This is a genomic window from uncultured Gordonia sp., from assembly GCF_937858515.1.
Lineage (GTDB): Bacteria > Actinomycetota > Actinomycetes > Mycobacteriales > Mycobacteriaceae > Gordonia.
This window is the reverse complement of the sequence record NZ_CALLZT010000200.1, coordinates 14045-27355: the sequence shown is the minus strand read 5'-3', so window position 1 is coordinate 27355 and position 13311 is coordinate 14045. Positions and strand designations below refer to the sequence as shown.

Here is a 13311-nt window from a genome sequence, read left to right as displayed (position 1 = left end):
GCGTGATCCAGTACATCAACGGCTACGAAGGCGGCCTGCAGGGCTTCGTCGACCGCGCCCGCGACCTGGCAGCCAAGTACGGCAGCCACTTCGAGCCCCCGGCCTCGCTGGTCGAGAAGGCCGCGAAGGGCGAAAAGTACTGAACCGCCACTGATCTGACGTGACGACGCCCCCGACCGGACACCATCCGGTCGGGGGCGTCGCGCGTAGATCAGCGGAAGAGGATGCCGCCGTCGATGAGGCCCGCCTGACCGGTCATGTCGAAGCCGCCGCTAGCCCCATACCGCGGGTGCAACAGAGTTGCCACCCGTTGCAATGGTGTTCCCGCGTCGCAAACTTCGTCCCGCTTATCGGATATCGCGAAAACCAATTAGCGGGACGAAAATTGCGACGCGGGAGTAATCAGGCCGAACTTCGTGAGCCAGGGGTGGAGGAGGGTGGGGACGGAACCGGATTCCAGTGTCGACCAGGTCCAGCGGATGACCATCGGGCCGTGGGCGCGAATCTCGTCCTCGCGGACCTTCTCGCGGATGACGGCATCGGTGGCGTTCTCGCCGGTGCGAAGGAGCCTCCCGTACTTGACTTTTCCGTCGAACTCGCCGACCAGCTTCTCGTCCCAGTCGAAGTCGGTGGCGTATGTTCCTGAGCGGCAAATGAATCGGTGCTGCAGTCGCGGTACCGGCAACCCGGCCTCGATCATCTGTGCCCGGCTCCACGACTCGGCGACGCTCTCGGATGCCCCGTCGGCCATCGACAGTGCGCGAGCCGCACGACGACCGCCGACACGTCGACGTCGCGCGAGGATCTCGGCCATCAACGCGGCGTCACCACCACACCGGATCGTCTGGTCGAAGGCGGTGAGGGCCTGGGCGAATGTTCCGGCACACGCGACGTCGACGGAGGTCCGCTCAAGGGAGGTCACGGCGATACCGTCGACGGTGGTGATCTCGTCGTCGTCGATCGGTGCCGCGTGCAGGTGCCGATGCCTACGGATTCCGCCGCCCGACGACTGCCCGGTGACCACATGAACCTGCCGGATACTCGGCTTCAGCAGCGGCACCGCGTGCATCGCCGCAGCGGAGTCGTGACTGATAGGCAGAATCGGGCCGTCGGTGCGGGTGGACGTCGCGATCGCGATCGCGGTCAGCCGGTGTAGTCGTTGCGCACCCTCGCGTCCGGTGAAGTCGTCGCTGGGAGGCACATACACTCCGGGGTACAGCCGCAACAGATGATCGTCTCGGATCGCCGAGGCGATCTCACGATCACAGATCCCGACGAGGTGCGCCGCTTCGCGCCGGACAAGCCCAAACGAGTCAGTGGGATACATACGCATGGCAATCAGACGCAGCAGCCCCCCGTTTGGTTCCATCCACGCCCCATCCAGTTTTCCCGCGTCGCAAACTTCGTCCCGCGAATCGGATGTTGCGATATCCGATAAGCGCGACGAAGTTCAGATCGCGGGAACGGTTGGACTGGGAACTCGCTGGTAGTGTGATCCCTGTGGAGGCGACCATAGATTCTGTTGGGCGGGTTGTGCTGCCCAAGGCGCTGCGTGATGCGCTTGGGCTCACGCCGGGAACGACGGTCGACATCTCGGCCTATGGCGGCGGGGTGCAGATAGTGCCGGGTGGACGTACGGCTCGGCTCGAGACCGAGCCGAGCGGCCGCCTGGTGGCGCGCGGTGAGACCGTCGTCACCGACGAGATGATGTTCGGGCTGATCGACTCCGGTCGTCGATGACGGATGGGATCGCGGTCGATACCAGCGTCGCGGTGCCGTTGCTCGTGGCTTCGCATCCCGAGCATGACGCCGTCGTGGCCTGGGCCGACGGGCGCACGCTGCGACTGACCGGGCATTCGCTCGCGGAGACGTTCGCGGTGCTCACCCGACTGCCAGGAGATGCGCGGGTGGCGCCCGCAGACGCGGTCACCTTGATGGACAGTAACTTTGCCGACACCGTCGTGGCATCGAAGGAAGGTGTCGCCGGCGTTCATCGGCTCTTTGCCCGCTCCGGTGTGGCCGGGGGAGCGACCTACGACGGACTCGTCGCACTTGCCGCGCGGGAGAACGGTGTCGCTCTCGCGACTCGGGACGCGAGAGCCAGGTCGACGTACGAAGCGCTCGGCGTCCGGGTTGTGCTCGTGTCGCCGCGCGCCTGATTTCCCGCGTCGCAGACTTCGTCCCGCTTATTGGATGTCGCGATATCTCATAGGCGGGACGAAGTCTGCGACGCGGGAACGGTCAGCGGGTGAGGAAGGCGGCTACCGTCGCTTCGAAGGCCTGCTTGGCTTCGATCATTACCCAGTGGCCGCAACGGGGGAAGATGTGGAGTTCGGCTTCGGGGATTTGGCGTAGGGGGAGTAGGGCCATATCGGGGGGGCTGACTCTGTCGTCGCGGCCCCAGGTGAGCAGGGTGGGGCACGAGATCTTGTGCAGCATCGACCAATACGGGGGGATGTCGGCGGTCGCGAGGAATTGTTGCTGCATCTCGAACGATGCCGAGCCGTACATCGCGCGGGCGGTGCGCAGGGCGTCGGGGTTGAGGGCGACCTCCCAGCGTTCTTCTATCAACTCGTCAGTGACGAGGCTGCGGTCGTAGACCATGGCGTTGAGCCAGCGGATGAGTTTGTCGCGGTCGGGGGCGTCGGCGAATTCCTGGAGCAGGCGCAGGCCCTCACTGGGACTGGGGGAAAACAGGTTTGGGCCGACTCCGCCGATCGTCACCAGTTTGGATACGCGTTCGGGCTTCTTGATGGCCAGGTTGACGGCGACGACGCCACCCATCGAGTTGCCGATCATCGGGGCGGACTCGATGTCGAGGGCGTCCATGAAGCGGGTGACCGAGCTGCCGGCGGTGAGCACGGGGATGCCGTCCCACGGGGCGGAGACGCCGAAGCCGGGGAACTCCAGGATGTAGCAGTGGTGGGTTTGGGCGAAGAAGCCGAGATTGCCGCGGTAGTTGCGCCAGCCGGTCACGCCCGGGCCGGAGCCGTGCAGGAGCAGTAGCGTCGGGGCGTCGGGGTCGCCGGCTTCGTGATAGCGGAGCACACCCTTGTCGGTGGTCAGTTCGCGTTTGGTTCCCTCGTATGTCACATCCACACCGAACAGACTAGAACGTGTTCTAGTTCTTTGTCACGGGGCTCAGTGTGAGTGCGTGTGATGATGCTCGACGCCCAGGATGTCGTGCAGTATGCGGTGCACGATCGCGTCGTGGACGACGCTGTAGCGGACCGTGCGGCCCTCCTTGTCCGCGGACACCCAGCCCTGGTCGCGCAGAGCGCGCAAAGACTGCGAGGCCGCGTTCTCGGTGATCTGCGCGGCCGCGGCCAGCTGGGTGACGGTCTGGTCGGGGGTGGCGTGCATCTCCACCAGCAGGCGTAGCCGCGTGGTGTCGCTGAGCAGGGAGAACCTGGACGACCACTCCGCGATGTCGGAGTCGGGGATACGGGCGCGCGCTTGCTCGGGCTCGGACCCCGCGGTGATGTGGGAGTCGGGTATACGGGCGCGCGCTTGCTCGGGCTCCACCCCCGCGGAGATGTGGGAGTCGGGTATACGGGCGCGCGCTTGCTCGGACATCGCACTCCTGTGTTGCGGGGGTTGTGGGTACGAATTATGCCCTGTGGGTGGGGTTCGGAGTGGTCCGGTCAGGTGTGGAATGTCGCCGGACCCTTCGTGACCCTCGCGACTTCGTCGCTTCGGCCTCAGGGATCAAGATGGTGGGCTGTGCTGTAGTTGCTTCGGTTTCGGGGATCAAGATGGTGGGCTGTGCTGTTGTTGCTTCGGCTTCGGGGGTCAAGATGGTGGGCGGCGTGAGGTGGCGGTCCTGCGGGACCGGGTGAACAGGTTGAGACTGTCCGGCTGGTCAGTGTCCGGTTCGGGCGGTTGTCGATAGTGTCCTGTGCATGCCTATGTGACGGCAGACATATGTCTGGTAGGACAGGTGTTCATAGCGACATGTTTAGGGGTTCGTGTGCGAAAGAGATCGATCGTGGTCCTCGTTGCGGCGACGGCGCTGGTTGCCGTCGGGTGCTCGTCGTCGGATTCGGGTGAAGCGAAGGATCAGATCGTGCTTGCCGACGGGCAGGAACTCGGCGACTTCAACCCGCTCACCTACTACGGCAGCCTCGGCGTATCGCCGATCTACCAGGGACTTCTCGCGCCGTCGGCCGACGACGACTCACGGGTGCCCGACCTGGTGCCCGCGCTCGCCGAGTCGGCTCCACAGCGGACCGCGCCCCGTGTCTGGCGGGTGGCGCTGCGCAGCGGGGTGACGTTCTCCGACGGCTCCACGTTCGACGCGGCCGATGTGGTCGCGACCTACGACGCGGTGCGTGACCCGAAGGTGGCCAGCGAAATCGCCACCGACTTCGACCCGATCGCCTCGATCGCCGCCGACGGGCCGGCCGCGGTGACGGTCACGATGGCCACCGATGCCGACCCGTCGCCGTACCTGCTGCTGGGCATCGTGCCGTCGGAGAAGGTGCAGCCCGACCCGGTGGCCAACTGGACACTCAACAAGGCGCCCGTCGGCACCGGCCCATACGTGCTGAAGTCCCTCGACCCCGATCAGGCGGTGCTGGAGGCCCGCGACGACTACTGGGGCGAGAAGCCGCAGCTCACACGGGTCGTTTACACCTACACCCCAGACGACAACACCCGCGCCCAGCGCGTCGTCGCCGGTGAGGTGGACGGGGCCAACCTGCCGCCGAAACTCGCCGCGAGCATCGGCAAACGGGACGGTGTCTCGATCGTGACAGCCAAGTCGGCCGACTGGCGCGGGGTGACCCTGCCCGCGGGCAACGCGTTCACCGCCGATCCGGCGGCCCGGTTGGCGATGAACGTGGGCGTCGACCGCGATGCACTGATCCGCGACGTCCTCGGCGGCGCGGGATCACCTGCGAGCAACCCGATCTCGGACGTGTACACCGGCGTCTACGATCCGGCCGCACAATTCACCTACAGCGCCGACGAGGCCAAGCGGATCCTCGATGAGGCGGGCTGGCGTCCCGGCGCCGGTGGCGTCCGCGAAAAGGACGGCAAGAAGGCGGCATTCGAGCTGCTGTACAAGGCCGAGGACAGCGTGCGCCGCGATCTGGCGGTGGCGTTCGCGACGGCGATGAAACCACTCGGCATCGCGGTCACCCCGCGTGGGGCCACCTGGGATGAGATCCGGCCGAAGGTCGACTCGGTGGCTATCCTGCTCGGCGGCGGCGACACTCCCTACAGTATCGACTCGCAGGTCTACGACACCCTGCATACCCGCACCGCACAGTCGTCGACGTACGCCAACGCCGGAAACTTCACCGCGCCCGGACTCGACGCGCTCCTGGACGAATCACGTTCGAGCGCACCGGGACCGGAGAACGATGCCCGCTACCGGAAGATCCAGAGCGTCTACAAACAGCAGCCGCTCGCGGTGCTGCTGACCTTCCTGCACCACACCTACGCGGTGCGCGACACCGGCTGGAAGGGGGCGAATCCGATCATGGAACCGCATTCGCACGGAGTCGCGTGGGGGCCGTGGTGGGATCTCACCAAGTGGGAGAGATCGTAATGACGATCGATGAGACGATGGCTTCCGTGACTGCCCGGGACGAGCCCGCTCCGCCGGTTGTGGTGCGAGGAGCGTCAATGACGAGCCTCGAAACCTCGCTCGATGACAATGTCGTCTCACCGGGTTTCGAGGCTGGCAAGCTCGCACCTCAACCAGCGCCCGGGGAAGCGGGTGTGGGGGGTGCTGAGTCGGCGTCTCAACGAGGTAGGGGAAGGGCCGCTGCGCGATTACTGTTGCGGCGCAGCCTGGTCGGTATTCCGAGTCTGCTGGTGATCTCGCTGGCGATCTTCGGGCTCACCGCCGTCTCGCCGTTCGACCCCACCGCCGCTTACCTGAACAGTCCCGAGTTCGCGACGCAGGCGCAGCGGGATGCGGTCACCGATGCCTATGCGCTGGACCAGAACTGGTTCTCCGCGTGGTGGCACTGGTGGGGCGGCATCCTTACCGGCGATCTCGGCTGGTCGTCGACGAGGTCGCAGGAGGTGACAACCGTTATCGCGCAACGGCTTCCGTATACCCTCACCATGGCAGCACTGGCGCTGATCTCGGCGGCGATCATCGCGATCGGGCTCGGTGCGGTGATCGGGATGCGGCAGGGAGGTCTGCTCGATCGCGGATGTTCGGCGCTGGCAACGATTCTCGCGGCGACCCCGCCGTTCGTGGTGTCGTTGCTACTGGTCAGCGTGTTCGCCGTCGGGCTGGGTGCGTTCCCCACCTCCGGTGCGCGAAAACCGGGGGAGGACTACAGCTTCGGCGGACTCGTCAGCCACGGCGTGCTGCCGTACGTCGCGCTGACCGTCGCGATGATCCCGTGGCTGCTGTTGTCGATGCGGGCCGCCGTCGTGGAGGCGGTGACCTCCGATGCCGTCCGGGCCGCACTCTCACGCGGGATCGGCGGTTGGACACTGCTGCGCGGGCACGTCGCTCCTGTGTCGGTGTTGCCGACGCTGGCGCTGCTGGGCACGCGGCTGCCTGAGCTGATCGCCGGTGCCGCGATCGTCGAAACCGTGTTCGGCTGGCCGGGATTGGCCGAATCTCTGGTCGACTCGGCAGTGGCACTGGACTTTCCGTTGCTCGCCGCGCTGGCCGTCGGCGCCGCCGCGCTGGTGCTGATCGGCTCGGCGCTCTCGGATGCCGCGGCGGTGTGGATCGACCCCCGGATAGGACTGACGGCATGACCGCGACCCTTCCGGATTCCGGAACCCGTTCCCGCATCCGGGATCTCGTCGACCGATGGCCGTGGATACTGCTCGCGACGATCGCGCTCGTCGCCGTGCTCTGGCCGATCGTGGCCGGTGAGCAATCGGCCGACTTCGCCCGCGCGCTGCTGCCGCCCGGTGATGCCGCGCTGCTCGGCACCGACCACTCCGGCTACGATATCGGCGTGAGAACCGCGGAGGGACTGCGGATCTCGATGATCATCGCCTTGGCCTGCGCGGTCATCTCCACCGTCATCGGGCTGGCCGTCGGCATCGTGTCGGTGTCTGTCGGCGGCTGGTTCGACGCCCTCGTCATGCGGGTCGTCGACGGCATCAATGCCATGCCGCACCTGGTGATCGGGGTGGTCATCGCCGCCCTGTGGCGCGGCGAACCCGTCGCCATCATCGCCTCCATCGCGCTCACCCACTGGCCGGCCGTAGCCCGCGTGGTGCGCGCCGAACTGCTCGACAACCAGAACGCCGGCTGGATCGAATCGGCGCGGCTGGCCGGGGCGTCGAGATGGTTCATCGGCACCCGGCACCTGCTGCCCGCCGTCATCGGGCAGGCGCTGGTCGCGATGACGATGCTGCTGCCGCACGCCGTCTGGCACGAGACCACGCTGTCGTTCCTCGGTGTCGGGCTATCCCCCGACGAGGCAAGTCTGGGAACACTTCTCGGTCAGGCCCGGGGAGACGTGCTGACCGGCGCATGGTGGACGCTTGCCGTGCCCGGGGTGGCACTCATCCTGGCCGCGCTGGCGTTCTCGGCAGCCGGCTCGGCACTCAAACGACGCTCGGCACCCGAATCGGGAGAAGTGTGGTGATGACAGAGGAGAACGGCGTCGCGGTGCGTTCATTGACCGTCGACATCTGGTCTCGCAGACGTGGGCATCGTGTCGGAGTGCGGGTGCTCGATGACGTGAGCCTCACCGTCGCACCACGATCGGTGACCGCGCTCATCGGCGAATCCGGTTGCGGCAAGTCGATGGTCGCCGCCGCACTCGGTGGGCTGCTGCCGCCGGGGTCGCGGGTGGACGGGTGGATCGACATCGGCGGACGCGAACTGGCCGCCGCGGGCCCCGACGCCTGGCGGGACCTGCGCGGAAAGGTCGTGGGCTCCGTACCGCAGTCGGCGGCGACATCATTCACCCCCGTTCGGACCATCGGCGATCAACTCGACGAGGTAATCGGCGTACTCGGATCGGCGCACACCGCCGGTGAACTGTGCGACCGCGTACACCTGCCCCGCCGCGCCCTCGACCGGTATCCGCACGAGATCTCCGGCGGTATGGCGCAACGTGCCGCGATCGCAGCCGCCATCGTCGCCGATCCCGCTGTGATCGTCGCCGACGAACCCACCTCCGCGCTCGATCCGGAACTGGCCGAAGGGATCTGGGAACTGTTCGGCGATCTCGCCGACGCCGGGGCTGCGGTGCTCGTCATCACCCACGACATGCATTCGCTGCTGGAATCGGGAGTCGCGTCGTCGATAGCGGTGATGCGGTCGGGAACCGTTGTCGAACAACGTGACCCGGTCGGCCTCGTCTCCGGAAACGGCTCACCGTATGTGCGGTCGTTTTTTGAAGCGGTCGTCTGAATGGAAAGGCAACCACACATGACGATCACCAGCACCACCGCCGACCGGATCGCCCTGCGCGACGGCATCCGGGCCATCGGGCTCGGAGTCCGGCTCGGCGGCGCGAACATCATCGACAACATCGACCTGCACATCCCCGCAGGACAATTCACCGGAATCACAGGCCCGTCGGGCACCGGCAAGACCACGCTGCTGCGCGCCCTCGCGGGCCTGACCGACCACACCGGACACCTCACCTACGACGGATCGTCGACGCCGCGGACCGGCGGCATCGCGATGCTCGCCCAGCATCCGCGGCAGGTGTGCAACCCGCGCTGGACGCTGCGCAGAATCATCGCCGAACCGGCCGCCGTCGCCGGCCGTGACACCGACGTCGACGGGCTCGCGCAGCGGGTCGGGCTCGACGCCGACCTCCTGCACCGGGCACCCGGACAGGTCAGCGACGGCCAGCTCCAGCGTGCCTGCCTCGGCCGCGCCCTCGCCCAGCAACCCGACTATCTGCTGTGCGACGAACCCACCGCCATGCTCGACCCGGTCGCCGCCCGCGGCGTGGTCGCCACCCTCGCCGAACTCGCCGATGACGGCGTGGGCATCGTCCTCGTGAGCCACAACCACGGCCTCGTCCGGGCGCGCTGTACGCACACGCTGTGCTTGGTTGACAAAACCTGCCCGAACGGCTGACCCCTCCCCGTCCGAAGGGGCAGGATGGAGCCACGACGCATAAGCGTCCGCTCATGCATGCGAGACGGGAGAACCAATGAAGGTTACAGGCGCAATCCTGCGGGAGGTCGGCAAGCCGTGGCAGCTCGAGGAGTTCGAACTCGGGGACCCCGTCGAGGATGAGGTGCAGGTCAAGCTCGTCAGCTCGGGCCTGTGTCACTCCGACCACCATCTGCGCACCGGTGACAGTCCCGTCCCGCTGCCGGTCATCGGCGGACACGAAGGTGCCGGTGTGGTCACCAAGGTGGGGCCCGGTGTCACCCGGCTCAAGGAAGGCGACCACGTCGTCACCGCGTTCATCCCCGCCTGCGGCGTGTGTGAACCCTGTTCGCGTGGGCTGCAGAACATCTGCGACGAGGGCGCCCGGTTGATGAGCGGCCTGGCGATCTCCGACAACACCAACCGCCTCACGACGCACGACGGTCTGCCGCTCACCCAAATGTGCCTGCTCGGCACGTTCGCCGAGTACATCACCGTCAACCAGGCGTCGCTGGTCAAGATCGAGGACGACATCCCGCTCAAGGAGGCGGCGCTGCTGGGTTGCGGTGTGGCCACCGGTTGGGGATCGGCCGCCCAGATCGGCGGCACCAGGACCGGCGACACCGTCGTGGTCGTCGGTGTCGGCGGTGTCGGCATCAACTCCGTCCAGGGTGCTGTCGCCTCCGGTGCCCGGTTCGTCGTCGCCGTGGATCCCGTTCCGTTCAAGCGGGAGATGGCGCAGAAGATGGGCGCCACCCACACCTTCGCCTCCATGGAGGAAGCGCTGGGGCCCGTCGGTGAATTCACCTGGGGCAAGATGGCCAACACCACCATCATCACCGTCGGTGTCATCGAAGGTGAGATGATCGCGCCCGCACTGGCACTCACCGCCAAGGGCGGACAGGTCGTCGTCACCGGCATGGGACCGGCGTCCGACATCGACGTCAAACTCAGCCTCTTCGAACTGACGCTGCTGCAGAAGCGGGTGCAGGGAGCCATCTTCGGCGGTGCCGGACCGCGGACCCAGATCCCCAACCTGCTCAACGAATACCGGGCCGGCAAGCTCAATCTCGCCGACCTGGTCACCACCCGCTACACGCTCGACCAGGTCAACGAGGCCTACGACGACATGCTCAACGGCAAGAACATCCGCGGCATGATCGAGTTCTAGGACTCACCAGATACGTACGCGTTCGGCTTCGTCGAGGTACAGGTCATTGTCCTCGGTGATGCCGAACGCGTCGTAGAAGGCGTCGACGTTGCGGACGACGCCGTTGCAGCGGAACTCCGGCGGGGAGTGCGGGTCGATGGACAGGCGCCGGATCGCTTCGGCGTCACGAGTTTTGGTACGCCAGATCTGCGCCCAGCTGAAGAACACCCGTTGCACGCCGGTCAGTCCGTCGATCACCGGCGGTGTGTTGCCTTCTGTCGCAACGTCGTAGGCGACGAGTGCGATGGACAGGCCGCCCAGGTCGCCGATGTTCTCGCCGATGGTGAACTCGCCGTTGACCGTATGCTCGGGGTCGAGGCCGGTCGGGGTGAACTCGCTGTACTGGTCGATGAGTTTCTTTGTGCGCTTACCGAATTCGGTGCGGTCCGCCTCGCTCCACCAGTCCACGAGGTTGCCGTCGCCGTCGTACTTGGCGCCCTGATCGTCGAAGCCGTGGCCGATCTCGTGACCGATGACCGCGCCGATGCCGCCGTAGTTGGCGGCGTCGTCGGCGTCGGGATCGAAGAACGGCGGCTGCAGAATGGCTGCGGGGAACACGATCTCGTTCATGCCCGGGTTGTAGTAGGCGTTGACGGTCTGCGGGGTCATGAACCATTCGTCGCGGTCGACGGGTGCGCCGATCTTGGCGAACTCGCGATCCTGCTCGAACGACATCGCCCGCGCGTAGTTGCCCACCAGATCACCGCGGTCGACGACCAGCGCCGAATAGTCCCGCCAATGCGCCGGATAGCCGATTTTGGGGGTGAACTTGCCGAGTTTGGTGAGCGCCTTCTCCCGGGTGGCCGGCGTCATCCAGTCCAGGTCGGAGATGTTGCGCCGGTAGGCCTCCACCAGATTGGCGATCAGCTCGTCCATCCGGGCCTTGGCCTCCGGGCCGAAATGCTGCTCGACGTACAGCTTGCCGACGGCGAAACCCATTGCGTCCTCGACGAACTCGACGCCCCGCTTCCAGCGGTCGCGGATCGTCTCGGCGCCCGTGAGGGTGCGGCCGTAGAAATCGAAGTGGGCGTCGTCGAACGGGGTCGACAGGAAGCGCGACGCGGTGCGCAGCAACCGCCATGCGAGCCACGACTTCCACTCGGCGAGCGGGCGGGCGGAGATCAGCTCGGCCGCACCGGAGACGAATGACGGCTGACCCACGACGACCTCGGAGAAGGTGGCTTCGCCGCTGGTGCCGAGGCCGCCGAACCAGGCGTCGACGTCGTATCCGGTTGCTGCGCCTGAGAACTCGGCCAGCGTCATCAGGTTGTACGACAGGCTCGCGTCGCGGCGGCGCACCACATCCCAGTGGGTGGCGGCGATGGCCGTCTCCAGATCCAGGATGGTGGCGGCCCGGCCGGCGGCGTCGTCGAGACCGGCCAGATCCAGCACCTGCTCGACGTGGGTGAGGTAGGCGGCGCGGGTGTCGGCGTGCTTGTCCTCGCGGTAGTACGACTCGTCGGGCAGTCCGAGACCCGACTGGGTGACGTGCACCAGATACCGGTCGGACTGCTTGGCGTCGGTGTCGACGTAGAAGCCGAACAGGCCGGGGACGCCATGCCTTTGCAGCCGGCCGAGCCGTTTGGTGAGTTGCCCGGTTGTCTCGATGGCCGCGATCGCGTCGAGTTCGCCGGCGATCGGGCCGAGGCCGAGGGCGTCGATGTGGTCGGTGTCCATGAAGGAGGCGTACAGGTCGCCGATCTTCTGGGCGTCACTTCCGCTGGGCGGATCAGCCTCCGCGCAGCCGGTGATGATGTCGCGGACGTTCTCCTCGGCGCGGTCCCGTAGATGGTGGAACGCGCCGTCGACCGAGCGGTCCTCGGGGATGACGTGCGAGTCGAGCCACTTGCCGTTGACGTGGGTGAACAGGTCGTCGCCCACCGTGACCGAGTCATCGACCCACGAGAGGTCGAGACCTGAGGGCAGGACGGCGGCGTTGTGTGAGGTGTCGGTTTGCGAAGTCGTCACCCTGCCCATCCTGTCATCGGTGCGGCGGCCTGTCACCGGAGTTCGCGCCGGGCGAATTACTCGCCGAGTCTCCGGTTCAATTACTCCCCGAGCCTGCGGCTCAATTACTCCCCGAGCCTGCGGCTCAATTACTCCCCGAGCCTGCGGCTCATCGCCCAGACCAGGAGTTCGCAGTCGGTGATCGCGGTGACCGGTTCGCCGCCGATGTCGCCTGTGCGGACCGCATCGCCCGTGCCGAGCGTCTCGTCGGCCAGCCGGAGGCTGCCGGCGGTGACGAACAGGTGGGTGAATCGTGCGGGCGGCAGTGCCACGGATGCGCCCGCGGCCAGGCGTGCGGCGAACATCGTCGATGATCGGTTGGCGATGCGGATGGCCGAATCGTGTGCGGGGTCCCCGGATGCGACCGCGACCAGCCCGCCGCGCCCGAGCTCACCGGTCACGTCGTGCTGGTCGTAGGACGGGGCGTGACCGGACTCGTCGGGTGCGATCCACATCGCCACGAAGCGGGTTTCTGCTGCCTGTACCACGTCGTTCATCTCACTGTGCAGGATCCCGGTCCCCGCGCTCATCCGCTGGGCCAGGCCCGGGTGGATGACACCGCAGTGGCCCTCGGAGTCCTGGTGCACGAGCGATCCCTCGGTGACCCAGGTGACGATCTCGGTTTCGCGGTGTGGGTGGGTGTCGAAACCGTGGCCGGGCGACACGCGCTCGTCGTTATTCACCAGCAGAGTCCCGAAATGGGTGTTGTCTGGGTCATAATGGTCGCCGAAAGAGAAGCTGTGCCGGGACGTGACCGAGTCGGTGGCGGTCGTCGCCCGATCTTGCGCCCTGATGATCGTCAGGGCGCCGGAGTCGGCGATCGCAGCGGACCGATGAGACGGGTGCCGGGACGAGAAGGTGAGGCCGAGCTGGGACGGGACGGGCATAAGCTCAAGTATGTAACGCGGCAGGTCGAAGTACCGAAATTCAGGAAAGGCCGTCGCGGGCTCAGGTGTGACCGGGTCCATGTCAACGTTGGTTGGTGAGGTTCTGGCCCTGAGTTATTATTGTGACGGTTCTGAATTCCGGATGGCAGCTGGCACAC

The 13311-nt window shown here is 66.6% G+C and carries 13 protein-coding genes; 8 read left to right on the top strand and 5 right to left on the bottom strand.

Annotated features, from left to right (window positions below; all coding sequences use genetic code 11):
* Positions 1-370: 370 nt before the first annotated feature.
* The gene (locus tag Q0627_RS19105; protein WP_298811956.1) at positions 371-1333 is read right to left on the bottom strand and encodes a hypothetical protein; all 963 of its coding nucleotides are present in this window, start codon (positions 1331-1333) and stop codon (positions 371-373) included.
* A 167-nt stretch (positions 1334-1500) separates the two neighbouring features.
* Here Q0627_RS19105 and Q0627_RS19100 point away from each other — a divergent pair, with 167 nt between their 5' ends.
* Positions 1501-1740 carry an AbrB/MazE/SpoVT family DNA-binding domain-containing protein gene (locus Q0627_RS19100; RefSeq protein WP_291018567.1) on the top strand — a complete coding sequence of 80 codons (240 nt, stop codon included), beginning with the start codon at positions 1501-1503 and terminating at the stop codon, positions 1738-1740.
* Positions 1737-2159 (top strand): PIN domain-containing protein, encoded by a 423-nt coding sequence (locus Q0627_RS19095; RefSeq protein ID WP_291018570.1) that lies wholly within the window; start codon positions 1737-1739, stop codon positions 2157-2159. The genes Q0627_RS19100 and Q0627_RS19095 overlap by 4 nt, the downstream gene beginning before the upstream one ends.
* 82 nt (positions 2160-2241) lie before the next feature.
* Here the strand turns inward: Q0627_RS19095 and Q0627_RS19090 are convergent, their stop codons facing one another.
* Together Q0627_RS19090 and Q0627_RS19085 are read right to left on the bottom strand one after the other, a co-directional pair.
* Entirely contained in the window at positions 2242-3099 is an 858-nt protein-coding gene (locus Q0627_RS19090) for an alpha/beta fold hydrolase (RefSeq protein WP_291018572.1), read from the bottom strand.
* Between the two features lie 42 nt (positions 3100-3141).
* Positions 3142-3444 carry a helix-turn-helix transcriptional regulator gene (locus Q0627_RS19085; protein ID WP_291018618.1) on the bottom strand — a complete coding sequence of 101 codons (303 nt, stop codon included), beginning with the start codon at positions 3442-3444 and terminating at the stop codon, positions 3142-3144.
* 526 nt (positions 3445-3970) lie between these two features.
* Here Q0627_RS19085 and Q0627_RS19080 point away from each other — a divergent pair.
* The 6 genes from Q0627_RS19080 to Q0627_RS19055 all read left to right on the top strand — a co-directional run bounded on the left by Q0627_RS19080 (position 3971) and on the right by Q0627_RS19055 (position 10220).
* Complete coding sequence (locus Q0627_RS19080) at positions 3971-5554, top strand: ABC transporter substrate-binding protein (protein WP_291018575.1); 1584 nt, start codon at positions 3971-3973, stop codon at positions 5552-5554.
* 77 nt (positions 5555-5631) lie between these two features.
* Positions 5632-6732: an ABC transporter permease gene (locus Q0627_RS19075; protein ID WP_291018578.1), complete on the top strand. Its 1101-nt coding sequence runs from the start codon at positions 5632-5634 to the stop codon at positions 6730-6732.
* A complete protein-coding gene (locus tag Q0627_RS19070) occupies positions 6729-7577 on the top strand; it encodes an ABC transporter permease (RefSeq protein ID WP_291018581.1) in 849 nt (282 codons plus the stop codon). The genes Q0627_RS19075 and Q0627_RS19070 overlap by 4 nt, the downstream gene beginning before the upstream one ends.
* A complete protein-coding gene (locus Q0627_RS19065; RefSeq protein ID WP_291018584.1) occupies positions 7577-8350 on the top strand; it encodes an ATP-binding cassette domain-containing protein in 774 nt (257 codons plus the stop codon). The genes Q0627_RS19070 and Q0627_RS19065 overlap by 1 nt, the downstream gene beginning before the upstream one ends.
* A gap of 18 nt (positions 8351-8368) precedes the next feature.
* Positions 8369-9031 carry an ABC transporter ATP-binding protein gene (locus tag Q0627_RS19060; RefSeq protein WP_291018588.1) on the top strand — a complete coding sequence of 221 codons (663 nt, stop codon included), beginning with the start codon at positions 8369-8371 and terminating at the stop codon, positions 9029-9031.
* A 76-nt stretch (positions 9032-9107) separates the two neighbouring features.
* Positions 9108-10220 (top strand): NDMA-dependent alcohol dehydrogenase, encoded by a 1113-nt coding sequence (locus tag Q0627_RS19055; protein ID WP_291018591.1) that lies wholly within the window; start codon positions 9108-9110, stop codon positions 10218-10220.
* A 3-nt stretch (positions 10221-10223) separates the two neighbouring features.
* On the opposite strand, the gene Q0627_RS19050 is transcribed toward Q0627_RS19055, so the two are convergent.
* Positions 10224-12236, bottom strand: coding sequence for a M13 family metallopeptidase (locus tag Q0627_RS19050; protein ID WP_291018594.1), 2013 nt, complete (start codon positions 12234-12236; stop codon positions 10224-10226).
* Positions 12237-12355: 119 nt separating this feature from the next.
* On the bottom strand, positions 12356-13153 hold the full coding sequence (locus Q0627_RS19045; RefSeq protein ID WP_291018597.1) for a pirin-like bicupin family protein: 798 nt from the start codon (positions 13151-13153) through the stop codon (positions 12356-12358).
* Between the last annotated feature and the right edge of the window lie 158 nt (positions 13154-13311).